Here is a 24861-nt window from a genome sequence, read left to right as displayed (position 1 = left end):
TTAGGCTTTCCCTAAGTTTTTTTTAATCAAATAAAACCTTATTTAATAAAGCTCCTTAATTTTACTAAGCTTGCTTTTCCATAATTTTAAATTTTCTTTATGGGCTTTTATATTGTTATGGACTTCTCTTACAAGCGGATTGTCATCTTCAACATTGGTAAAAAACTGTAAATTGTTTTCCAGTTGATTGATTTGACCTTTTAGTTCATCGATTTTTTTACGGATGAAATGACGCTCATTATCTAAATCCTTATTGTCCTGCGAAGCACTGATAGTATCGAGTTTGTTCTCAAACTTGATCATCTCCACTTCGTTTTTATGCATTTTTAAACCAGAAAGAAAATCTTCTATGGCTTTATTGAACTTACCGTCAATGTAGCGTTTGTCATTTGGTACCCGTCCTAGTTCTTTCCAGTTATTTATAAATTCTTTAATGCTTTCAACATCTTTTTCTTTATTGCCTGTTGGTTTTAAATCCTTTACGGTGTCCAGCAATTTTAGCTTGTTGTTAAAAGCATCTACAGTTTCTTTATTGGCGGCATTTCTGGTGGCGTGCAATCTATCAAAATAACCATTGCAAGCTGTTTTAAAGCGTTTCCAAATTTTATCACTGTCCTTTCTGGGTACATGTCCAATTTTTTTCCAATCGTTCTGAATTTTTTTCATCAATGCGGTGGTAACTTCAAAATCGTCACTATCCTTGTTGTCTTCGGCAATTTTGATCAATTCCAGTTTTTTATGCAGATTGTCATATTGGTCTTTTTTCAGACCTTTATAGAAGGCGTTTTTCTTACGGTTAAAAATCCTAACGGATTCTTTAAACTTAGACCATATACTTTCGTTTTCTTTACTCGGCACTTTGCCCGTATTAAAAAAGGATGCACGCAAAGCTTCAACTTCCTTGATTTTCTTTTGCCAACCATTGTGCGAGTTGGTGTCTTGGGCGTTTATGGCTTTAATATTCTCGATAATTTCAAGTTTCTTTTCAAGGTTTTTATCGTAAACCTTATCTATTTCTTGATAATATACTTGGCGTTTATCATTGATTATTTTGGTGGCAGCCTTAAATTGGTCCCAAATAACATCTCTGTATTCCTTATCAACGGGTCCAAGTTCCTCTTTCCACATTTTATGGAGTTCTTGCAGTTCTCTAAAAGCACGCATCACATTATCGTCGGCAGCCAATTCTTCAGCACGTTGGATAATCAATAATTTCTTCTCTAGGTTATGCTTAAAGTCCAGATCGCGCAAATCCCTGTTCAAATGTAAAAAGTCGTAAAATAGTTCTACATGGTGGTGGTAACTGTTCCATGCATTATTGTATTTATCGCGCGGAATGGGACCCGTATGTCTCCAACGTTCTTGTAATTCCTTAAAATGTTTGTACGTTGTGTTTATGTTCTCTTCAATATTGATCAAACCTTTTAGCTCTTCAATAATTCCAAGTTTATCGGTTAAATTTTGTTTTAGATTTTTTTCCAGATTTTGATAATGCTCATTGAGTTTTTTTCTATACTCATTATAAGCTTCCTTAAAGCGTTTTTGTATGGGAGAGGTATAATAAAAATCGATTTCATTACCGCCGTCGTTCAAAAAATCTTCTTTTTTCTCGTCCAATAAGGCTTGGAACTTTTCTTTGAATTCACTGTTGATAGTTTCAACATGCGATTTTATGGCCTGGACTTTTTCGTTTTTTACAAGTTTTTCGAGTTCGATAGTAAGGGCTTCCAACGACATGGTGTCGTAGGCCTTTACCTCAATGGTATGGCGTTCCTTGTTGCCTTCATCTTCTGCATCTTCTGCATTTGAATCTTCTATTTCATTTAAAACCTCGTCGTTGTGTTTGTCTGAATCTTTAGTGTCTTCACTTTCGGTAGCATCCGTAGTTTCCTGTTCTACAGCATTTTGTGGCTCTTTGTTGCCTTCATCTTCTGCATCTTCTGCATTTGAATCTTCTATTTCATTTAAAACCTCGTCGTTGTGTTTGTCTGAATCTTTAGTGTCTTCACTTTCGGTAGCATCTGTAGTTTCTTGTTCTACAGCATTTTGTGGCTCTTCATTGCCTTCATCTTCTGCATCTTCTGCATTGGAATCCTCTATTTCATTTAAAAGGCCGTCGTTGTGTTTGTCTGAGTCTTTGATATCATCACTTTCAGTAGCTTCCATAGTTTCATTTTCAACACTTGCAGGTTCATCCGCTGGTTGGGTTTTTATGGGTTCAACTGCTTCTTTTTCTTCTGAAGGGGTATTCTGAATATCAGTATTCTTAATAACTTCTTCTTTACCATCTGCTTTTTGCAGGTTATTTATATCAGACATTTTAAAAATGTTAAGGTTCGTTACATTACTTTAGACTTTAAAGATACTAACAACTCTATTATTTACAAAGTACTGTAAAGGGTTTTAACGATTTTAATGCCGTTTTAGTGAAGATTCCAAATGGACCATGCTTTTTCGGCCTGTAGTTTCAACATTTTTAGTCCATTAATTGTTGTGGCGTTTTGTTGCTTGCCCAATCTTAAAAACTTGGTTTCTTCAGGATTGTAGATTAAATCGAATAAGATATGGTGGTCTGTAATGGCACTATAAGGAATATTGGGACAATCTTCAACATTCGGAAAAGTGCCCAAAGGGGTGCTGTTTATGATGATTTGATGGTTTTTTATAATGTCTTCGGAAAGCGCATCATAAGTGAAACTTGTACCATCCGATGGTTTTCTGGACACATAATGAAAGGGGATGCCCAATTCCTTTAAAGAATAAGCAATGGCTTTACTCGCACCGCCAGTACCCAGAATCAATGCGCTTTTATGATGCGGCTTTAAATATGGTTTTAAGGTTTTTTTAAAACCATAACAATCGGTGTTATAGCCCACCAACTTACCTTTTTTGGTAATTTTTATGGTGTTTACCGCACCAATCTCTTTTGCCTTTTTGTTAACTTTATCCAGAAAGGGTATAACAGCTTCCTTATAAGGAATGGTAACATTTAAACCTTTTAAATTTTTGGTGTTTTTTATTATGGAAGGAAATAGATCAATCGTGTCAATATCGAAATTCTCGTAAGTGGTATCCGTGATTTTTTCGTTTTCAAATTTCTCTTTAAAATATGCTCTTGAAAATGAGTAGGATATGTTTCTGCCTAAAAGCCCTAATTTATTCATTGACTGTCCTTGTTTTTTGTCCGTAATATTCAAGCGCCAAAACGATGGCAATTCCGAGGAAAATAAAAGCAATGGCATAATAAGTATCGGTATTAAGTTGCGGCATATAACGTTCATAATTTAAAACCACTTTTGTTCCTGTGGAATCCAATAGGTGTGTACCATCTGCCGCTAATTTGTACTGAGTTGTTTTCCAAGGCCATACCACACCCAAAGACCCAACAATAAACCCAATAATGGCCGAAAGCGTAATGCTTTTATAATGTTTTAAAATATAACTTAATATATGCGAAAATGTAACCAAACCCGTAACGGAGCCTAAGGTAAAAACAATTAAAACCTTGAGCATTCTTAACCGTTGGGCATTATGTATAAAACTGAAATTGCCTCCAAAAATTTCGTATAGGGTATCGTATAAGGCATTCACGGAATCCACTAAAAGCAACACGTAATTTCCCAAGAGAATGAGTATGAACGAGCCGGAAAACCCCGGAAGCGTCATTCCGGAAACACTAATAATGCCACAAAAAAACACGAACCAAAGATTGTCGTTTTCTTTAGCGGGGTTAAAAAAACTAATACTTATACCCAATAGGATGCCTAAGGCCAACGATGTGTAGGTTCTATAATTCCAATCCTTAAAATCCTTGTTGATGTAATAAATGGAGCCAATGATCATTCCGAAGAACACACTCCAAATATACAATTCGTAGTATTTTAAAAAGTAATCCAATACTTTTGAAACGCTAAAATAGCTGACGACCATTCCCAGAAACAGCAGACTCAAAAAACGTCCGTTTATGTATTTGTAAAAACTTTTAAAGCGTCCGTTTATAAGCAAGTTAAAGGCTTTTCGGTTTACTTTTCGTAACGAATAAATAAATTCTTCATAAAAACCGGCAACAAAAGCAACAACACCTCCAGAAACACCCGGTACTTTATTGGCAGCACCCATTCCCAATCCTTTCAGAATAAGAAATAATTTGTCCTTTAGTGTTCTGGTGCTTTCCATTATTGTTTTTTTGAACCTACTTTTTCAAGAATAAAAATAGTTAAAAATCCCAGAAACATTAAAATTAAAGCAAATGCCAGTTGATGATCGCCCTGAAATGAAAAAGGCGAGACACTTTCCTGCAACAGCGGACTCTTTATTCCTTTAGAATCGGTGTGCCATGTCAAGGTTTCTTTCCAGGGCCATACTTTGTCCAATGATCCCAAAATAAATCCGGTAAGCAATGCCAAGGTAATGTTGTGGTAGTTTTTAAAAAGCCATTTTAAAACATGGCTAAAACTGAGCAAGCCAACAATGGCGCCAGTGGCAAATAGGGCGATTTTCTTAACGTTGATGTCATGGATGGCATCGCTTAATGTTTTATACGCTCCAAGAATTATTAAAATAAAAGACCCGGAAATTCCCGGTAAAATCATGGCGCATATAGCGATGGCTCCTGCAAAAAACAGAAAGGCACTATTTTCATTACTTGAAAGCACGGGCAACATGGAAACATAAAATGCAATGCCCGTTCCAATAATAAAAGCGATAATAACGGATAAACTCCATTGTGTAACTTGCTTCCCCACAAAATAAATACTGGCTATAATAAGCCCAAAAAAGAAGGACCATATCAAAACCGGTTCATTTTCCAACAGGTATTTGGCAAGTTTCATAAAGGACACGTAGCTAATGATGATACCACTTAATAGGGCTAAAATAAAATTGCCATTGGCCTGTTTCCAAAAAGCTTTGAAACCTTTGTTGAATAAGGTTTTAAAAAGTGAGATATTTATGTTGCTGATAGTAGAAACCAACTCTTCATAAATTCCAGAAATAAAGGCAATGGTGCCACCTGAAACTCCTGGAACCGCATCGGCGGCACCCATGGCCAAACCTTTGGAAGAAATGATTACATAGTCTTTAAAACGTCGTTGCATAGTTTGGTTTTTAAGCTAAAACCAAAGGTATGGATTTTAGCTTGACGTTTGACTATTGATTTGTTTTTAGCAAATTTTTAACGAGCATTTTGTTCGCTATTTCCGGGAACAGTTCGTCTATTATAAAAGCGTATTCTTCGTTATATCGCAGCCCGTTTTTTAAATGGAAGATGCCTTTGTCGTTTTCATTCAATTCAAAATTTAAACCCGCAAGGCGGTATTCAATTTCAGCATTTTCCGGATAGAAATCCAAGGCTTGTTCAAAATTAAAAATAGCAGCTTCCGGTTCGCCCAATCTAATCAATAAATCGCCTCTTGAAAGCCAGGTGTTCAATTCGTAATTACCAAGTTCTAGGGTTCTTTTAAAACCGCGTTCTGCTTCTTCATAAAAATTTAAACGCTGATTGATTTGCGAGTATAATTTCCAATAGATTACATTTTCAGAATCAATATTGATGGCTTTATTGATATAATATAAGGCCTTTTGGTAATTTCGTTTTCTGTTGTAATAGCGTGTTATGGCAATCCAGCCTTTGTCCAATAAAGGGTCTTCATGTACTGTTTTGTAGAAATATTGGACCGCTAAATCATCTTTTCTTAATTTTTCGTAGCAAAACCCCATACGCAATAGTGCGAATGATGTTGGATCGTCCAGTTTTAGGGTAATGGCGTAGTTTTCTATGGCTTCTTCAAAACGTTTTAATTTTTCCAAAACTTTACCGCGCTCTATGTAAGCACCAACAAATGTCTCGTCTGAAATAATGGCAAAATCAAATGCTGCCAATGCTTTTTTATAATTTTTAAGCGTGTAATATTGCTTGCCCAATTGGTGCCATGCCACTTCGCAATACGGATTTTTATCTAGAAATAGGTTCAAATATTCAATGGCCCCTTCGGTTTGGTTTAAAAATTCAAAACAATAAACAACATTGTAAAGTGCCGAATAATCTTCCATATCTTCCTCTAGGCATTTCATGAAGTATTCCTTGGCCTCTTCAAACTGGTCCAGAAACAAATATTCCATACCAATTAAGGAATACAGATCAACCACATCATCAGTAAGCTTCAAAGCTTTTTTTAATACTTGAATGGCTTGTTCGTGGTCCTCTTTTTTGGAGAATATATTGGCCTTTTGTATGTAGATTTCTTCATTCAAGGGGTCTAAAATATAAAGCTCGTTCAATAAAGTGTCCGCTTCAATAAGCTTGTCTTCAAACACATAAACCTCCACTTTAAAAAGTTTTAAATTGATAGAAGCTGGATGTTGATCCAAACCTAATTTTATGGCTTTTTTAGCCAACGCTATTCTGCCCTGATTTAGATAATGGTGAATGATGTTTTCAAATTCCTCTGAATCGAAGAACAAAACATGATTTGTTTTTAGCATCGATTCAAACTTGGTTAATGGTAAATCGTTGTTGTCATCATGACTAAGCTCCATAAGCACATTTGTAAGGTTCTACTTGATTAAATTTAAGCTTCTATTTCTTTTTATCGGTCGTATTCATCAAATGTTTTTAACAAAGTAATGAACACCATTTTTTTTAATAAGAATAATAATGGCTTTGTTGTTGGTTATCAGAAAGTTGAGCTTTAATTTTTATTTTTTAATTTTATTTAAAACCTCGATAATAATGGAGCAACCCTCCATAATTTCATCGTTTGAGATGGTTAATGGCGGGGTAATTCTTACTGCTGTGGGTTCGAAAAGTAACCAAAAAAGAATTAAGCCTCGGCGTTGGCAGGTTAAAATCAAGGAATTTGTTACTTCTTCAGAAGGTGTTATGATGGCCAACATGAGTCCGATACCTCGAATTTCCTTAATCAATGGATGTACCAAAAGCTTCCGGAAAAGTTGTTCTTTTTCCAAAGCTTGCGCCATCAAATCGCTTTCGGTAATTTCCTTTAAAGTGGCCAATGCCGAAGCAGCAATAACGGGGTGACCGCCAAAGGTTGTTATGTGTCCTAATTTGGGGTTGTCCTGTAATAAATGCATCAATGTATTGGAAGCCGTAAAAGCACCAATAGGCATACCGCCACCTAAACCTTTCCCCGTAACCAAAATATCTGGGATGCAGTTGTAGTTTTCAAAACCAAAAAGTTTACCTGTTCTGCCAATACCAGGTTGTATTTCATCTAAAATTAAAAGCGCACCCACAGCATCACAACGTTTTCGTACTTTTTCCAAATATCCATTTTCCGGTTGAATAAAACCGGCGCCACCTTGAATGGTCTCTAAAATAACACCTGCTGTTTTTGTGGTAATATGGTTTAAATCTTCCCCATTATTAAAGGTAATAAAACGCACATCTGGAAGCAATGGCCTAAATGCCTGTTTGCGCTCTTCAAAACCCATAACACTCATAGAACCCATGGTATTTCCGTGATAGGCGCTATTGGCCGCAATCATTTCACTTCTACCGGTGGCCCGTTTTGCTAATTTTAAAGCGCCTTCAATGGCTTCGGTACCTGAATTTACCAAATACGTACTTTCCAAAGTAGCGGGTAAGTTTTGTGCTAATAGTTTGGCGAGTTCTACAGCTGGTTTTTGGATGTACTCGCCATAAACCATTACGTGGAGGTACTTATCCAATTGCTCTTTAATGGCGTTTATAACTTTAGGATGGTTATGCCCCAGAGGCGTTGCCGATACACCAGCTACAAAATCCAAATAGGCTTTATGGTTGGTGTCATAAATATAACTGCCTTTGGCATGGGACACTTCCAAGGACAAAGGGTGGGGGGTAGTTTGTGCTTGATATGTAAGGAAATCGGACTTCATTTCGCTGCGTTTAAGCCGTCGTTTTCAGGCACATTTCTGGCCGCTTTGTTTATAGGCGAGTTTTTTCCGGCCAATTTTACCCGTTCCAATAGTTCCTCATCAAAAAAACTGTCCTGTGGAATGTAATCATCCAAACCTTTAATAATGGGTAAAACCAGTGGTTCGTCATCCTTAAACAAATCCTCCACGCTAAGTGGGCGTTCATCTTCGCGCCAATCAAAACCTTTTAGTATTTTTTCTTTTTCGGGATATTTGGATTCTGGATATAAATTACCATCAATTTGATTGAATCGTGTGTATTCCTCAATATCCCCTTCGTCAAAAAGAATGGAAATACTCCCTGATTTAGCCTTATCGATGCCTATAAGTTCTTGATTTTCATTCCGTGCATAAAAAATAGACTCAGCATTTTTAACGATGTTCACTTGTTTTAATTTGTTATCATCATTAAATAAACCTGTTAATCTAATACCAAAAATTTGATTGAAACCATTTTTACTTATGGTGTCTTTGCTAATAACAAAAGCGTTGTTGAAAACAATGAGCGAATCCAATTTTTCCGTTTTGGAATTTGAAATGAGGTGAATGGTGTCGCCCGTCATTTGGTTTTCAACATTCCACAAAATCGGCCTTCTTTTTTTTGAGAATTTATCTGCGGATGAAAAGCGTTGTAAATTAATCAATTGTGTCAATCCGGTTTGTTGGTTGGAGTGAATGGAATCTGCTTTCCCACTGATATCCGACTTATATATCTTAGCATTGTAATAAGCCCGCACAATACGATTTTCAGGTTTGCCAGTAACCATTATCTTATCGGCGTGCATGTAAATGGAATCGTTTTGTTGCTTGGTTGCTACCAAAGCGCGTTTTGTAATAAATAAAGAGTCTTTTGCTTTGTAAACTTCCGCATAATGCCCTTTGCCAATACTCTGGTTTATGGTATCGGTTATTTTGATATTGTTGGTTGCCGATGCAAATTTTTGGGCATCGTCAAAATATAAACTATCACCTACTATGATGCGGTTATCGTAATGTATTTTAGAATTTTTAACGGCGTAACCGTTTTTATTTTTGGTATCGTAAAAGCCTTTTTCGGTGTAAGTCTTGCTTTCTGTGGTGGTTATGGTTGAAGGGCCGTATAAATAGGCATAACCCGTATCAGAAAAAAAATCGAAAAAATTGGAATTGATAGTTGCATCTTTATTTACCAAAACCACATCATCAACAAATTGGTATTTTTTTTGTTGCATGAAATACCTTCCTATTTTACTTGTAATGGTGCCAGACGTATCTTTAACAACGGTACCACCACTTTTATAAAAAGCCTGTTGTTTAACGCGATCATAATATAGGGTATCGGATGTAATGGTGGAATTTGGGTCTTTTAGAACAACGTTACCACTTGCGAATGCCAATTGTGTAATGCCGCTGTACTCAATATATTTTGAGGTCATGTGAATGGTGTCGCCTTCAATCAGTTTCACATTGCCATAAGCTTCAATAAAATTTTCACCACTGTAATAAATGGCTTTATCGCTCCACATATTAATGCTGCCTTGGGTGATGTGTACTTGTTGCGATTCATCACGTGTTAAAACCTTAGCACCAGGATAGGTTTGCTCATCAACGTTTAACCGACCAGCATATTGAATTTCAATTTTCTTTTTTTCTTGTGCTCGAATAGCCATTGAAAAAAGGAAAAGCAGAAGAGTAAAGTATATGGGTTGTCTTTTCAAATTCTAAAAGTTTGTCGCAAAAATAACGATAATTATAATGTTTAATTGTTTTGGAACAAAAAACGCTCCGAAATTAATTTTGGAGCGTTTTTAAAATAGTTAGTTGTTTGTGGGTTAAACGCGTTGTTTCCTAAAAATAGTCTGTTTTCTATCCGGTCCCACGGAAACAATCGTAATCGGGATTTCAAGTTCTTTTTCTAAAAACTCTATGTATTCATTCAATGCCTTTGGCATTTGAGAACCTTTAGACATTTGTGTTAAATCTTCTGCCCAACCATCAACTTCTGTGTAAATAGGTTCTACATTTTCCGGTTCAATATTATAGGGGAAATGATAGATAACCTCGCCTTTATATTTGTAAGCGGTACATACTTTTAGGGTTTTAAAACCAGAAAGCACATCGCCTTTCATCATCATCAATTGGGTAACGCCATTAACTTGGCACGCGTATTTTAATGCCACTAAATCTAACCAACCACAACGTCTTGGTCTGCCTGTAGTGGCGCCAAATTCCTGACCCACACGGCTCATGGTGGCACCATCTTCATCAAACAGTTCGGTAGGGAATGGACCGGAACCTACACGCGTGGTGTACGCTTTGAAAATTCCGAAAACATCACCAATTTGATTTGGCGCTACACCCAACCCTGTACAAGCACCCGCAGCGGTGGTGTTGCTAGAGGTAACATACGGATAGGTTCCGAAATCGATATCCAACAACGACCCTTGAGCGCCTTCCGCAAGAATGGTTTTGCCAGATTTTTGTGCTTGGTAAATATACTCTTCTGAATCGATAAATTTAAGCGATTTCAGTACTTCAATGGCCTTGAAAAATTCAGTTTCAAGCTCTTCTAGATTGTATTCAATTTTAGAATCGTAAAAATCGATCATCGATTCATGCTTATCTGCCAAAGTCCTGTAACGTTCTTTCCAATCGGCTAATTCCAAATCGCCCACACGGATCCCGTTTCTGCCCGTTTTATCCATATAAGTTGGTCCAATGCCTTTTAGGGTAGAACCAATTTTAGCCTTTCCTTTAGAAGCTTCACTGGCAGCATCCAGTAAACGATGGGTAGGTAAAATAATGTGTGCCTTACGCGAAATAACCAAAGACTTTCTGTAATCTACATTTTGGGCTTCAAGTTTGTCCAGTTCCCCTTTAAAAATAACGGGGTCTATAACCACGCCATTACCTACCAAATTGGTAGTGCCATCATGGAAAATTCCTGATGGGATGGTGTGCAAAACATGCTTTTTTCCGTTGAAAACAAGGGTATGACCCGCATTGGGGCCTCCTTGAAAACGTGCTATAATATCGTAGTTTTTGGTAAGTACGTCAACAATTTTCCCTTTGCCTTCGTCTCCCCATTGTAATCCAAGTAGTAAATCTACTGCCATTGTAAAATATATTATTTGAAGTTATTTGTCCCGATGGCTATCGGGAGATTTTCTATTTCCGTAGAAATATAACGAATGATTATTAATTTCAATATCGAAAACTTCTTCGATTGTTTTTTTGATGGATTGGATCCTTGGGTCGCAAAACTCAATGACCTCCCCCGTATCGGTTAAAATAACGTGGTCGTGTTGCCTATCAAAATATGATTTTTCGTAATGTGCTTGGTTTTGTCCGAATTGGTGTTTTCTGACCAATTTACAGTCAAGAAGTAATTCTATGGTATTATAAAGTGTAGCCCGCGACACACGATATTTTTTGTTTTTCATGCTTAGATATAGTGATTCTATATCGAAGTGTTCTTTATTATTGTAAATTTCTTGCAGTATAGCGTAACGTTCGGGCGTTTTGCGGTGTCCGTTGTTTTCTAAAAAGTTAGTAAAAACATTTTTTACTATCTCTTGGTTTTTTGTTTCTGCGTTCTCGGTCATGATTTCGTCGCAAATTTACACATTTTTTACACTCTAATAACCTTATCTATCCCATTAATTTTTTTAAGTTTTTCAATGAGCTTTTTTATGAGTGTATTGTTTTTTACAACCACATTCATTTTTCCCGAAAACAACCCGCCATCACTTTCAAAACTTAAGCTTTTCATGTTCACATGCATGTTTTCGGAAATGATTTTGGTAATATCGTTCACCAATCCAATTTGGTCTATGCCCGATACGATAATTTGTACCAAAAACTCCTGTTGTGTTGAATCTATCCATTTTGCGGGCATAATTCTGTACGCATAATTAGATTGTAAACTCAATGCGTTTGGGCAGTTTTTTTTATGCACTTTGATACCTTCGGAAACCGTTAAAAAGCCAAAAACCTCATCACCAGGAATGGGATTGCAACAATTTGCCAATTTAAAATCTAGTTTCTCTTCTTCTTTACCAAAAACAAGCGAATCAAAATTAACGGTGATTTCTTCTTTATCAAGATCCTCTATTTTGGCATTTGATTTTCTGGTGATTTTGCTTTTGATATAAGTCATTAAAGCATTGCTCCTGGAAGACGCATAATCCTTAAGCATGTTATTGTCTATGGTGCCAATACCCACTCTGTAAAACAAATCCAAACTGGTTTTTAGCTTGAAAAAAGTAACCAATTCGTTTGTTGATGCCTCATTGAGCGTTATTTTTAACTGCTTTAATTTTCGTCTGAGTATTTCCTTGCCTTCTTCACCAAGGCGTTTTTTATCTTCTTTTAAGGCGTTTTTTATTTTACTTCTTGCCCTTGCCGTGGTAGCATAGTCCAACCAGTTGGGGTTTGGTTTTGCGGCTTCTGATGTTAATATATCTACCTGGTCGCCACTTTGCAGGATGTGGCTTAAGGTTACCAGTTTTCCATTTACCTTGGCACCACGGGTTTTCATGCCTACTTCGGTATGGATGTGAAATGCAAAATCCAATGGGGTCGCACCTTTAGGGAGCGATTTTAGTTCCCCGGCGGGCGTAAAAACAAAAATTTCCTTGGAATATAAATTGAGTTTAAACTGCTCGACAAAATCTACGGCGTTGGTCTCTGGGTTTTCCAGTGCCTCTTGCAGTCTGTTGATCCAGTCTTCCAAGCTATCTTCTTTCTCGCCTGCTTCCTTGTATTTATAATGGGCAGCATAGCCTTTTTCGGCAATTTCGTTCATACGTTCACTGCGTATCTGTACTTCAACCCAACGTCCTTTTGGACCCATAACCGTAATGTGTAGGGCTTCATAACCGGTGGATTTTGGTGAGGAAATCCAATCACGCAATCTAATAGGGTTGGGCCTAAAATGATCGGTTACTATGGAGTAAATTTTCCAAGCCAAAAACTTTTCGGTGGCAGGCACACTTTCATAAATGATCCTTACGGCAAACTTATCATAAACTTCATCAAACGAAACCCCTTGCTTTAGCATTTTCCGCCTGATGGAAAAAATGGATTTTGGGCGTCCTTTTATGGTGTATTTTAAATTTTCTTTATCCAATGAGTTTTTTATAACCTCACTAAACTGCGATATATAAAGGTCTTGCTCTTCTTTGCTTTCCTTTATTTTGTTTAAAATATCGTTGTAAACATGGGGTTCGGTGTACTTTAACGCTAAATCTTCTAGTTTGGTTTTAATATTGTAAAGCCCGATGCGGTGCGCTAAAGGCGAATAAATGTATAAAGTTTCGGAGGCTATTTTTTCTTGTTTATCAAGTTTCATCGCATCCATGGTTTGCATGTTATGGAGGCGATCGGCAATCTTGATGATAATAACCCTTACATCGTCATTAAGCGTCAGCAACATTTTACGAATATTTTCTGCTTGCAAAGACACGTTCATGTCTTTTTCCTTGCTTAACGATGATATTTTTGTGAGTCCATCTACAATGGTGGCAACGGTTTTGCCAAAGAGGTTTTCAATATCCTTTATTTCGTAATTAGGGCTGTCCTCCACCACATCATGGAGTAATGCCGCCGCAATGGATGTGGCATCCAAACCAATTTCCTGCGCCACAATCTTAGCAACAGCAATGGGGTGGAAAATGTAAGCTTCCCCCGATTTTCTGCGCTGGTCCTTATGGCCATCCACGGCAACTTCAAAAGCTCTTCTTATTAGTTTTTTATCGTCGTTAGTCAGGGTTGTGTAACTAACTTTTAATAACTCTTTGTAGGCTTTGGTAATGGCTGCGTTCTCTTTTTCTATATCTTCCTCTGTCATGATTTAAAAGTAGCATAAAGAATATTAACCACCAATAGTGTTTTGGATTTTTATAATGATTTTTTAAACTAAAGAATTCAAAAAAGCCACTAATTGTGAAACTGCTTTACCCCGATGGCCAATGCTGTTCTTAAGTTCTAAATCCATTTGGGCAAATGTTTTTTTATGGCCTTCGGGTTTAAAAATGGGGTCGTAACCAAAACCTTGGTCGCCCTGTTTTGTTTCGGTAATTTCCCCTTTGCAAATACCAGTAAACGTATGTTGTTTGTTGTTAAGTTGTAAAGAGATGACCGTTTTAAATTGGGCGTTTCTGGTGTTTTTGTTCTGTAATTGGTTCAGTAATTTGTCCATGTTGTCATCGGCATTTCGTTGCTCGCCGGCATAACGTGCCGAAAAAACTCCAGGGTCGCCACCTAAAGCTTCAACTTCCAGTCCGGTATCATCGGCAAAACAATCATAGCCATAATTTTCTTTTATGTAAATGGATTTTTCAATGGCGTTACCTTCAATAGTGTTTTGGGTTTCGGGGATGTCGTCCAAACAACCTATTTCATTAAGCGTTACTAGTTTAATGTGTTTTGGGATGAGTGCTTGAACTTCTTTGAGTTTGTTCAGGTTGTTGGTGGCAAAAACTAATTCCATGGTTTTTCAAAAATATATTTTCAAAATTACGATAAACAAAATTAAATTCTAAGAGTTTGATTTCTAATTTCCGCTGTTAATTTTCTGTCTGGAAAATAGTGGTCATTAAAATAATTAAGTTTTTTTTATGATGCTTGTTAGTTTTAATATGTGCTAAAAAATGTAACTTACACCTCATATTAATTTTAATAAAAGATATAATTATGACAGTAAATTTTCAATACGTAGATGTAGATGTAAGTGAAACGCTTTCCGCTTTCACAGAAGAAAAATTAGGGAAGCTTTTTGATAAATATGAATTTTTAATAAGTGCAACCGTATACTTTAAACAAGAAGAGCACCATCATGAAACAGGCAAAATATGTAATATAGAATTGAGCTTACCGGGACCGAGAATCTTCGCGACCTCCAACGAACGGAATTTTGAAGTAGCGGTTAGGGAGACGATCAGCGATTTGGAACGCCAACTTAAAAAACGCAAAGAAGTTTATAAAACACACTAATAATTTAGAATTCAGAATTCTGAATTCAGAATTTTTATTTATGGTGATAAGGTTCATTCCGTAAAATAGTAAAGCCCCGGTAAAGTTGTTCAATAAAAAACAATCGAATCATTTGATGGGAAAATGTCATTTTTGATAATGATACTTTCCCATTCGCTTTTTCATATACATCTTTGGAAAACCCATAAGGGCCACCAATAGCAAAAACCAACTGTTTAATACCGGAATTCATGTGTTTTTGTAAATATTCAGAAAAATTCACGGAATCGTATTGTTTGCCGTTTTCATCCAGTAAAATTAAAATATCGGCAGTGTTCAACTTGTTCAAAATAAGTTCGCCCTCTTTTTGTTTCTGTTGTTCCTCGCTTAAATTTTTGGCGTTCTTAATATCCGGAACAATATCCATTGAGAACTTGATATAAAAGCCCAATCGCTTGGTGTAATCATCCATTAACGATTGTAAATCATTGTTATCCGTTTTTCCTATGGCAATAAGTTTGATGGTCATAATGGCAAAATTAGCATTTAGTAATTATGAATAATGAATTTAAATATGGAAAAATCATAAAATTCGCAATTGTAATGTTAAATAAAGTCAATCAATTTATTATTTTTGTGTCAAATCAACCTTTAATATGATAACACAAGAGCAGTTCGACCAAGAAGTGAAGTCGATAATCATTAATGCCATTCGGGAAGATGTAGGCGACGGCGATCACAGTTCATTAGCTTGTATACCCGATAACGCACGAGGCAAGGCAAAACTATTGGTAAAAGACAAAGGCATTATTGGCGGTGTTAATTTTGCGAAAAAGGTTTTTGCCTACGTGGATAAAAATTTAAAGTTGGAGGTATTGATAGAAGATGGCTCTGAAGTTACTTATGGAGACATTGTGATGTACGTTGAAGGTTCTTCACAATCTATTCTAAAAGCCGAACGCACGGTGCTTAACGCCATGCAGCGTATGAGCGCCATTGCCACTAAAACCAGAATGTTTGTAGATTTGTTGGAAGGTACCAAAACCAAAATTTTGGATACCAGAAAAACAACTCCCGGTATTCGTGTGCTGGAAAAATGGGCGGTAATAATTGGAGGCGGCGAAAACCACCGCTTTGCGCTCTATGATATGATCATGCTGAAAGACAACCATATTGATTTTGCTGGCGGTATTACCAAAGCCATAGAATTGAGTCAAGAATACCTAAAGAAAACGGGCAAGGATCTAAAAATTATGGTGGAAGCCAGAAATTTGACAGAAGTTGGGGAAATTTTACAAAACGATGGTATCTATAGAATATTACTTGATAATTTTGATTATGAAGACACCAAGAAAGCAGTTAAAATGATTGGCGATACCTGCCTTACGGAATCTTCTGGAAACATTAATGAAGAAACCATAAGGCATTATGCCGAATGTGGCGTAAACTATATTTCTTGTGGAGCATTAACGCATTCCGTTCACAATATGGATTTAAGTTTAAAAGCCATAAAATAGTTTAAAATTTTATCTCTTTATAATCTTCTTTTACACTTTTAGCACGTTTAATTTTAATAACTTTGCTTTAAATATATGCCAGAAAATAATTTTCTCACAATTTTTAGGATAACCAAGACCTCACAGGTTTTGAAAACCTGTGAGGTCTATGTAACGAAAAAGCCGTAATATGGTAAATGTTTGTAGTCTATATTTCTATTCTAAATTTCTGTCATGTACTAAACTTTGCTATGAATATTAATGCGAATTATTAATGACAAAACCCCTTGAAGAAAAACTCGATAAAATTCCAGTTATAAATGTCTTGGTGCGTTTTTTAAAGCGATTAAAATTACCCGGTCTTGAGGGTTTGTCATTTTACGATTTATTGGAACTTTATGTTACAGGTATTGTAAAAGGCGCTTTAACAACCCGCGCAAGTGCCATTGCGTTTAGCTTTTTTATGGCATTGTTTCCTTTTTTACTGTTTGTATTGATTGTTATTCCCTATGTGCCGATAGACGATTTTAAAATTGAATTTTTAAGGTTTTTGGAATCGTTTTTACCATCAAGCACGTCCGATTTCTTTTTTGATAGTATTTTTGAAGGTATTGATAATTCCCAACGCGGCGGGTTGTTGTCATCCGTATTTGTGCTGTCTATTATACTTATGGCAAACGGTGTTAATGCCCTGTTTTCAGGATTTGGGAACTCCTACCACGAACAATTGTCCAGAACCGTCTTTAAACAATATTTATACGCTTTGGGTGTTGCCTTGATACTGTCGTTTTTGCTAATCATAACCATAGCGGTATTAGGGTATTTCCAAATATATGTGGTGCAAAAGCTACTGGATACATTGCACAGCCAAGGCTATAATGTGGATGCGCAAAGTGTGTTTTGGTTTAATGTGGTTAAGTATGTGTTTTTTGTATTTGTGGTATATGTAGCAACCGCCACCATGTACTATTTTGGCACTAAGGAAGGAAAGCATTCCAGGTTCTTTTCAGTGGGCGCTACGTTTACTACCATTTTAATCATGATATTGTCTGTTTTATTTGGTATTTATATCGAAAATTTCGGTCAGTACAATAAACTATACGGGTCCATTGGAGCGCTCTTGATCCTTATGTTTTACTTATGGCTCAATTCCAACATTTTACTTTTAGGGTATGAGCTAAATGCGTCTTTGTATAAATTGCGTAAAAGGGGTTGATTTATGCCATACTTTATAGATGTTATCGTGCCCATTCCGCTTCAAAAGTTATTTACTTATAGTATAACACCCGCCGAATCCCATTTTTTAAAAACGGGGATGCGTGTTGCGGTGCCTTTTGGAAAATCGAAAATATACACGGGTATTGTTGCGCAAATCCATACCAATCCACCAACGGCGTATGAAGCGAAGGAAATCCACCAGATTTTAGATGAAGGGCCTCTTGTAAATGAAAAGCAATTGCAATTATGGCAATGGATAGCCCATTATTATATGTGTACCGTAGGCGATGTAATGCGTGCTGCGTTACCAAATGCCTTTTTGTTGGAAAGCGAAACCATCATCACAAAAAACACGAAAACCATCGATGAATCCATGTTGGAAGACGACGAGTTTTTGGTCTATGAAGCACTGCAGCACCAACCCTCTTTAAAAATCCATGATATTGCCAATATCCTTGACAAAAAAAATGTACTTCCTGTAATCAAACGATTAATAGAAAAAGGTGTTATTTCCGTTGAAGAAGAAGTATATGAAAAATACAAGCCAAAGTTGGTGCGCTATGTGAAACTGCATGCCCGTTTTTCATCCCAAACTGCGCTTCAAAAATTGCTGGAAGATTTAAGTAGGGCACCCAAGCAGCATCAGGTTATTTTAACCTTGTTCTCTGTTTCGGCAACAACGAAAAAGCCCGTAAGGGTTTCCGATTTATCAAAAGATAGTGACGCTTCGGTTTCCATTATAAAATCATTGATTGATAAAGGCATTCTTGAAGAATATTTTATCCAAACGGATAGGGTTCAATATTCTGGAGATGATAATGAAGATTCAAAAAACCTCAACGACTATCAAAAAAAGGCTTTAACAGAGATAAAAGAGTCATTTAAGGAGCAATCCGTTGTATTGCTACATGGGGTGACTTCTTCGGGTAAAACCGAGGTGTATGTAAAACTTATTGAAGATGCTTTGAATAAAGGGCAGCAGGTTTTGTATTTATTGCCCGAAATAGCCTTAACAGCCCAATTGATTACGAGATTGCAAAATTATTTTGGGGAGCAGGTATCGGTGTTTCATTCCAAATACTCATCGTACGAACGTGTTGAGGTTTGGAATAATGTTTTGAATAATTCCGCGAAAGCGCAAATAGTTTTAGGCGCACGCTCCTCCATATTTTTGCCGTTCGACCATTTGGGATTGATCATCGTGGATGAAGAGCATGAGCAATCGTTCAAACAATTTGATCCCGCACCGCGCTACCATGCGCGCGATACCGCTATTGTATTGGCACAGATGCACCAAGCAAAAACCCTTTTAGGGTCGGCAACCCCAAGTTTGGAAAGTTATTTTAACGCCAAACAGAATAAGTATGGGTTTGTTGAAATAACCAAACGATTTAACGATGTTTTGATGCCTGATATTGAGTTGGTGGATATTAAGGAGAAGCAGAAAAAAAAGTTGATGAAAGGGCATTTTAGCGATCGCCTTTTGGAAGAAATGGCTCAAACGTTGCGAGACGGCCATCAAATAATCCTGTTTCAAAATAGACGTGGGTTTTCGCCCATAGTGGAATGTAACACTTGCGGGCATGCACCACAATGCCCTAACTGTGATGTCAGCTTAACCTACCATCAGTATCGCGACCAATTGCGTTGCCATTATTGCGGATATGCTGAAATGATGCCTAAAAATTGTGCTGCTTGTGGGAGTCCGGAATTGGACAGTAAAGGTTTTGGAACCGAACAAATTGAACAAGAAGTGAAAGTGTTGTTCCCAGATTATAAAGTAGCACGAATGGATTTGGATACCACACGTGGCAAATATGGTTACGAAAAAATAATAACGGCTTTGGAACAGCAGGAAATCGATATTTTGGTCGGTACACAAATGCTGACCAAAGGCTTGGATTTTAGAAACGTAAAACTGGTAGGTATTATGAATGCGGATAATATGCTAAACTTTCCGGATTTTAGAGCTCACGAACGCAGTTTTCAATTGATGTTACAAGTATCGGGTAGGGCAGGACGCACCGAGGAACGTGGTAAAGTGTTGATTCAAACGTACAATCCACTGCACACCATTTTGCAACAAGTTTCTACCAATAATTATATCGAAATGTTCAATGAACAGATGAACGATCGCTATAACTATAAATATCCGCCCGTTTTCAAGCAAATCAAAATCACTTTAAAACACAAGGATTATGTAAAGGTTGATACGGCTTCTATTTGGTATGCAAAATCGTTGAGGAACGTGTTTGGGGATTTTGTTTTAGGACCCGAATCGCCACCAATTGCTAGAATCAGAAATCAGTTCCATAAAAATATATTGGTAAAGATTCCTAAAAACCAATCCTTATCAAAAACAAAAGAAGCCATCATTAAAATAAATAATAGCTTCTTAAGTATAAAAGATTTTCGGTCGGTTAAAGTAATTTTAAATGTCGATAACTATTGAAATAAAATTTGCTAACAAATTTCTATTTCAATATCCTGACGAAGGTCAGGATCTCATACTGTTAACAATTGATAAATAAAAGAAACTGAAACAAGTTCAGTTTGACAAAACATTCAGTTTAAATATTATTTAAAGCATCAACCAGTTGCGTTTTTTTGTTCCTACTTAAAGGAATTTCATAAGCGCCAACTTCAACATTTTTACTGTTAAACCTGTCAATTTTATCCAGATTAACAATATAGGATTTGTGAATTCTCAAAAACTTATTTTCCGGTAATTCTTTTTCAAAAGATTTCATAGTAGAAAGTACTACTAAGCTGTTTTCTTCCGTCACTAATTTCACGTAGTCGCCAAGAGCTTCAATCCACTTGATATCTTTTATAAAAACTTTACGTTTTTTAAGATTGCTTTTAACAAAGATGTGTTCACCTTCTTCTTCGTTAAAATCTTGTGTCAATTTGTGCTGCTCCAAGGCTTTGTCTACAGCGGTATTAAAACGTTCCCTTGTAATTGGTTTGTGTAAATAATCGGTAGCATCATAGTTAAATGCTTTAAAAGCATACTCTGTTTTACCGGTTACAAAAATAATTTGGGGTTTGTTGTTTAATACATCCAAAAGTTCAAATCCGTTTAGCACTGGCATTTCAATGTCTAAAAAGATTAAATCTACTTGGTGTGTGTTTAAACCATTTTTGGTTTCTAAAGCACTACTGTACTCTGCAATTAAGTTGAGACCGGGGTGATTCTCGACTAACTTAACAATAGAGAGACGCTGTATTGCTGAATCGTCTACTACTACACAGTTTAAAGTCATAACATTTATATTATTTCGGTTAAGATATCGACAATAGTACAAAAAATTCGGCTAAAAACCAAAAAACATCGTTAAACTGTTTAATTTAACAAAATATTAACATTTTGACTTAAGTACAAATATAGCACAAAATTACAATGAAATTTAGTTGTGTACTATGTATTTATTAACTATTTTTGCACCCAATTTTTAACAATAAACACGATTTTTATGAATCATTATGAAACTGTTTTCATCTTAAATCCCGTTTTATCTGAAGATCAGATAAAGGAAACAGTAAAGAAATACGAAGATTTTCTTGTTTCTAACGGAGCTAAGATGGTAGCGAAAGAAGATTGGGGGCTAAAAAAATTAGCATATCCAATTCAAAACAAGAAAAGTGGTTTTTATCACCTTTTTGAGTACACCGTTCCGGGTGAAGTAGTTAATACTTTAGAAGTAGAGTTTAGACGTGATGAGCGTTTTATGCGTTATTTAACGGTTTCGTTGGATAAGCATGCTATTTCTTGGGCAGAGAGAAGAAGAGTTAAACTTAAAGCAAAAGCGTAACCATGGCTACATCAATAGAACAACAATCCAAAGGGAAAAAAGACGGGGAAATTAGATATTTAACGCCGCTTAACATTGATACCAACAAACAAAAGAAATACTGTCGTTTTAAAAAGTCAGGAATCAAGTATGTAGATTATAAAGATGCAGACTGGTTATTGAGGTTTGTAAATGAGCAAGGTAAAATTTTACCAAGACGTTTAACAGGGACTTCGTTAAAGTTTCAAAGAAAAGTGTCCGTGGCCGTAAAAAGAGCACGTCATTTAGCTTTGATGCCTTACGTAGCCGATTTATTAAAATAAAATACCGATAACAATGGAACTTATATTAAAACAAGACGTTGAAAATTTAGGATTTAAAGACGATGTTGTAACGGTTAAGAACGGTTATGGTAGAAATTTTTTAATTCCTCAAGGACAAGCTGTTATGGCTACAATTTCCGCTAAAAAAGTATTGGCGGAAAACTTAAAGCAAAGAGCTTATAAAGAAAAGAAAATAGTTGATGAGGCTAACAAAATTGCTGAGGCCATAAAAGCTTTGGAAATTAAAATAGCAGCAAAAGTAGGAGCAGGCGAGAAATTATTTGGTTCTGTAAATAATATGGATGTAGCTGCCGCTTTGGAAAAAGAAGGTCAGCCTATCGATAAAAAATTTATTACGGTTACAACCATTAAACGTACAGGTAAATATACTGCCACAGTACGTTTACACAGAGATGTAACGTTTGATTTGGATTTTGAAGTAATAGCACAACAAGCTGCTGAGTAATTTCAACATAGTATAAAAATGAAGCCTCAACTGTGTTGGGGCTTTTTTGTTATTTTTTTTAGACCTGACAGGTTTTTAAAACCTGTCAGGTCTTTAAGAACAAGGTTTAACTTTAAGTAATTTCTCCCTGGAGCTTGTGTTGAGCGCAGTCGAAATAGGGAGATTAATAAGGTAATATGAAATATTCAAGACTTACAAAAGAGCAATTTGAAGCATTACACCAAGAGTTTATAAACTTTTTGGCAACACAATCCATTACTGCCGATGAATGGGCCAATTTGAAAACCAATAAACCCGAACTGGCAGAAATGGAACTGGATGTATTTAGCGATTTAATTTGGGAAGGCGTTTTAAACAAAGCAAAATATTTAGAACATTTTTCGGCACAACATATCTATTTATTCCGTTTGGGGGATAAAAAAATGAAAGCCATTGTTGTAAACGTAAAAAATGATAAAGTTGATATCACCACAAAAGACGGTTACAATTGGCTGCGCGAAAATTTAATGGACGAAAGTGTGGAGTTTTTACAAGCCGATAAACCTTATAGCGACGATAAAAACCTAGACAAGTTTAAAATGATTGAACAAGGTGCTGCCATTACCAAAGGCGATTTATTTAAGTATTTTGATGGGTTGATAAATTAGGAAAGGAGTCGCAGTTTTCAGTCGCAGTCGCAGTTTTCAGTCGCAGTTTTCAGTTTAACTTTGCGCCTTTGCGCCTTTGCGCCTTTGCGCGACAAAAAAATAGCAACATCAGTTTGTGAATATTGTTAAGGCTTTGTGTTTTTCTAATGAAAAAGCTCGCAATAACGTTTTCATTAATTATTTTTGCTCCATTCCTGCGCAGGCAGGAAATCGAAGATTCAACGAAGTTAATCTTTTATCATTTAAAACTATTATTTTTGCATTTCTGCTAAAGTAGAAATGAAAAAATCAATAAAAAAAGATACCTGCTTTCGCAGGTAGTTAAATATGGCTCAAAAACCAAGCATCCCGAAAGGAACCAGAGATTTTAACCCACAAGAAGTAGCAAAGCGAAACTATATTTTCAATACCATTCGTGGTGCTTTCGAAACTTTTGGTTTTCAACCTATTGAAACACCAAGTTTTGAGAATTCTGAAACCTTAATGGGGAAATATGGCGATGAAGGGGATCGATTGATTTTTAAGATTTTGAATTCTGGAGAATTTTTAAGTATGTTCAATATTTCTTTAGTTGAATCTATTAAAACCATTTTATTCAATTTTCAACTTTATTTAAAAGAAGTTAATGATTTTTCAGAAGAAAGCACTGATGCTTTTAAAGATAATTTTCTAAAAGAGTATCCCAAAATATTTTTGAAAGAGAAAAAAATAAAATTAGAAGAAAGTAAGACTAATTTTAATCAATTAGCTAATGATATATGGTATTTTATTGATTTACACATAATAAGACAGGGTGAGGTTGAAAAATTAAAGTTAGCAGATAATGATACGTTGTCGTATTTGACGATGACCGTTTTAGGAGGATTTAGTTTGAATTTAGCTCCTAAATACATGAGTGATTATATCTCCGAAAAAGCCCTCCGCTACGACCTAACAGTCCCTTTTGCACGCTACGTAGTACAACACCAAAACGAAATAGAATTCCCCTTTAAACGCTACCAAATACAACCTGTTTGGCGCGCCGATAGACCTCAAAAAGGTCGTTTTAGGGAGTTTTACCAATGTGATGCCGATGTGGTTGGTAGTACATCGCTTTGGCAAGAAGTGGAGTTTATACAGTTGTACGACACCGTTTTTTCAGCTTTAAAATTGGAAGGTGTTACCATTAAAATAAATAACCGAAAAATACTTTCTGGAATTGCTGAAGTTATTGGAGCTTCAGACAAATTAATAGATTTTACGGTCGCTTTGGATAAACTTGATAAAATAGGCGAGGACAAGGTAAAAGAAGAAATGCTAAGTAAAGGTATTTCAGAAGCTGGAATTTCAAAATTACAACCTTTATTCACGCTGTCAGGTTCGTTTGAATCGCAAATTGAATCTTTAAAAGGAATTTTATCAACTTCCAAAGAAGGCAAAAAAGGGATTGAAGAATTAGCGTTTATAAATGAAGCCATTTCAGAATTAGGCTTAACAACCGCTACTTTACAACTGGATGTTACTTTAGCACGTGGTTTAAATTACTACACTGGTGCCATTTTTGAGGTAGCTGCACCAAAAACCGTGCAGATGGGTTCTATTGGTGGCGGTGGTAGATATGACGATTTAACTAGTATTTTTGGGATGAAAGATGTTCTAAGTGGTGTTGGTATTAGCTTTGGATTGGATCGTATTTATTTGGTTTTGGAAGAATTAGGCCTGTTCCCGGAAACAGTCAATAAAAACGTGGATGTTTTGTTTATTAATTTTGGCGATAAAGAAGCGCTGTTTTGTTTAAAAGCTATTAAACAACTGCGTTCCGAAGGCATTAATACGGAATTATATCCTGAGGCGGACAAAATGAAAAAACAAATGAACCATGCCAACAAACGTAACATTCCGTTTGTGGTTTTAGTAGGTGAGGAGGAAATAAAATCCAATAGTTATACACTGAAAAATATGGTTTCTGGGGAGCAGTTTAAAATACCTCTTGCAGAATTGATAAACCATATAAAATAGATAAACCAATTCAAATAAAAGAGTCCTAATTATCACGTTAGGACTCCG

At 36.1% G+C, this 24861-nt stretch carries 22 protein-coding genes; 9 read left to right on the top strand and 13 right to left on the bottom strand.

Going from position 1 to position 24861, the window contains the following annotated elements; genetic code table 11:
• Window positions 1-42: 42 nt before the first annotated feature.
• The 11 genes from ACU1LP_RS09520 to ACU1LP_RS09470 all read right to left on the bottom strand — a co-directional run bounded on the left by ACU1LP_RS09520 (window position 43) and on the right by ACU1LP_RS09470 (window position 14389).
• Complete coding sequence (locus ACU1LP_RS09520) at window positions 43-2319, bottom strand: DUF349 domain-containing protein (RefSeq protein WP_445736150.1); 2277 nt, start codon at window positions 2317-2319, stop codon at window positions 43-45.
• A 104-nt stretch (window positions 2320-2423) separates the two neighbouring features.
• Window positions 2424-3164, bottom strand: a complete 741-nt coding sequence (locus ACU1LP_RS09515; protein WP_445736149.1) for a shikimate dehydrogenase family protein — start codon at window positions 3162-3164, stop codon at window positions 2424-2426.
• A complete protein-coding gene (locus ACU1LP_RS09510; RefSeq protein WP_445733168.1) occupies window positions 3157-4176 on the bottom strand; it encodes a DUF368 domain-containing protein in 1020 nt (339 codons plus the stop codon). Before ACU1LP_RS09510 ends, ACU1LP_RS09515 begins: the two co-directional genes overlap by 8 nt.
• On the bottom strand, window positions 4176-5096 hold the full coding sequence (locus ACU1LP_RS09505; protein WP_445736148.1) for a DUF368 domain-containing protein: 921 nt from the start codon (window positions 5094-5096) through the stop codon (window positions 4176-4178). Before ACU1LP_RS09505 ends, ACU1LP_RS09510 begins: the two co-directional genes overlap by 1 nt.
• A gap of 52 nt (window positions 5097-5148) precedes the next feature.
• The gene (locus ACU1LP_RS09500; protein ID WP_445736147.1) at window positions 5149-6537 is read right to left on the bottom strand and encodes a tetratricopeptide repeat protein; all 1389 of its coding nucleotides are present in this window, start codon (window positions 6535-6537) and stop codon (window positions 5149-5151) included.
• A gap of 159 nt (window positions 6538-6696) precedes the next feature.
• The gene (locus ACU1LP_RS09495) at window positions 6697-7878 is read right to left on the bottom strand and encodes an aspartate aminotransferase family protein (protein ID WP_445736146.1); all 1182 of its coding nucleotides are present in this window, start codon (window positions 7876-7878) and stop codon (window positions 6697-6699) included.
• Window positions 7875-9566, bottom strand: a complete 1692-nt coding sequence (locus ACU1LP_RS09490) for an OstA-like protein (RefSeq protein WP_445736145.1) — start codon at window positions 9564-9566, stop codon at window positions 7875-7877. Before ACU1LP_RS09490 ends, ACU1LP_RS09495 begins: the two co-directional genes overlap by 4 nt.
• Window positions 9567-9728: 162 nt before the next feature.
• Window positions 9729-11012: an adenylosuccinate synthase gene (locus ACU1LP_RS09485; RefSeq protein ID WP_445736144.1), complete on the bottom strand. Its 1284-nt coding sequence runs from the start codon at window positions 11010-11012 to the stop codon at window positions 9729-9731.
• A 21-nt stretch (window positions 11013-11033) separates the two neighbouring features.
• Window positions 11034-11501, bottom strand: a complete 468-nt coding sequence (locus tag ACU1LP_RS09480; protein ID WP_445731971.1) for a Fur family transcriptional regulator — start codon at window positions 11499-11501, stop codon at window positions 11034-11036.
• A gap of 26 nt (window positions 11502-11527) precedes the next feature.
• Window positions 11528-13747 (bottom strand): RelA/SpoT family protein, encoded by a 2220-nt coding sequence (locus ACU1LP_RS09475; RefSeq protein WP_445731972.1) that lies wholly within the window; start codon window positions 13745-13747, stop codon window positions 11528-11530.
• Between the two features lie 63 nt (window positions 13748-13810).
• Window positions 13811-14389, bottom strand: coding sequence for a non-canonical purine NTP diphosphatase (locus ACU1LP_RS09470; RefSeq protein WP_445731973.1), 579 nt, complete (start codon window positions 14387-14389; stop codon window positions 13811-13813).
• Between the two features lie 203 nt (window positions 14390-14592).
• On the opposite strand from ACU1LP_RS09470, the gene hpf reads away from it, so the two are divergent.
• Window positions 14593-14892: a ribosome hibernation-promoting factor, HPF/YfiA family gene (gene hpf, locus ACU1LP_RS09465; RefSeq protein ID WP_445731974.1), complete on the top strand. Its 300-nt coding sequence runs from the start codon at window positions 14593-14595 to the stop codon at window positions 14890-14892.
• A gap of 34 nt (window positions 14893-14926) precedes the next feature.
• Here hpf and rlmH read toward each other — a convergent pair whose 3' ends face one another.
• A complete protein-coding gene (gene rlmH, locus ACU1LP_RS09460) occupies window positions 14927-15400 on the bottom strand; it encodes a 23S rRNA (pseudouridine(1915)-N(3))-methyltransferase RlmH (RefSeq protein ID WP_445731975.1) in 474 nt (157 codons plus the stop codon).
• A 127-nt stretch (window positions 15401-15527) separates the two neighbouring features.
• Here rlmH and nadC point away from each other — a divergent pair, with 127 nt between their 5' ends.
• The 3 genes from nadC to priA all read left to right on the top strand — a co-directional run bounded on the left by nadC (window position 15528) and on the right by priA (window position 20037).
• On the top strand, window positions 15528-16388 hold the full coding sequence (gene nadC, locus ACU1LP_RS09455) for a carboxylating nicotinate-nucleotide diphosphorylase (RefSeq protein WP_445731976.1): 861 nt from the start codon (window positions 15528-15530) through the stop codon (window positions 16386-16388).
• A gap of 253 nt (window positions 16389-16641) precedes the next feature.
• Window positions 16642-17583, top strand: a complete 942-nt coding sequence (locus tag ACU1LP_RS09450) for a YihY/virulence factor BrkB family protein (RefSeq protein ID WP_445731977.1) — start codon at window positions 16642-16644, stop codon at window positions 17581-17583.
• 3 nt (window positions 17584-17586) lie between these two features.
• Window positions 17587-20037, top strand: coding sequence for a replication restart helicase PriA (priA, locus tag ACU1LP_RS09445; RefSeq protein WP_445731978.1), 2451 nt, complete (start codon window positions 17587-17589; stop codon window positions 20035-20037).
• Window positions 20038-20155: 118 nt separating this feature from the next.
• On the opposite strand, the gene ACU1LP_RS09440 is transcribed toward priA, so the two are convergent.
• Window positions 20156-20851 carry a LytR/AlgR family response regulator transcription factor gene (locus tag ACU1LP_RS09440; protein WP_445731979.1) on the bottom strand — a complete coding sequence of 232 codons (696 nt, stop codon included), beginning with the start codon at window positions 20849-20851 and terminating at the stop codon, window positions 20156-20158.
• Between the two features lie 210 nt (window positions 20852-21061).
• On the opposite strand from ACU1LP_RS09440, the gene rpsF reads away from it, so the two are divergent.
• From rpsF to hisS, 5 genes are all read left to right on the top strand, one after another.
• Window positions 21062-21400: a 30S ribosomal protein S6 gene (rpsF, locus tag ACU1LP_RS09435; protein ID WP_445731980.1), complete on the top strand. Its 339-nt coding sequence runs from the start codon at window positions 21062-21064 to the stop codon at window positions 21398-21400.
• Window positions 21401-21402: 2 nt separating this feature from the next.
• A complete protein-coding gene (gene rpsR, locus ACU1LP_RS09430) occupies window positions 21403-21702 on the top strand; it encodes a 30S ribosomal protein S18 (RefSeq protein ID WP_445731981.1) in 300 nt (99 codons plus the stop codon).
• Between the two features lie 13 nt (window positions 21703-21715).
• Window positions 21716-22168, top strand: coding sequence for a 50S ribosomal protein L9 (gene rplI / locus ACU1LP_RS09425; protein WP_445734484.1), 453 nt, complete (start codon window positions 21716-21718; stop codon window positions 22166-22168).
• Between the two features lie 176 nt (window positions 22169-22344).
• Window positions 22345-22815 carry a DUF6495 family protein gene (locus ACU1LP_RS09420; protein ID WP_445734485.1) on the top strand — a complete coding sequence of 157 codons (471 nt, stop codon included), beginning with the start codon at window positions 22345-22347 and terminating at the stop codon, window positions 22813-22815.
• Window positions 22816-23142: 327 nt separating this feature from the next.
• Window positions 23143-24813 carry a histidine--tRNA ligase gene (gene hisS, locus ACU1LP_RS09415; RefSeq protein WP_445734486.1) on the top strand — a complete coding sequence of 557 codons (1671 nt, stop codon included), beginning with the start codon at window positions 23143-23145 and terminating at the stop codon, window positions 24811-24813.
• The last annotated feature ends 48 nt before the right edge of the window (window positions 24814-24861 follow it).

The organism is Mariniflexile sp., assembly GCF_052728615.1.
Note: the sequence above shows the minus strand (reverse complement) of the source record. Positions and strands in the feature narration are given on the sequence as shown.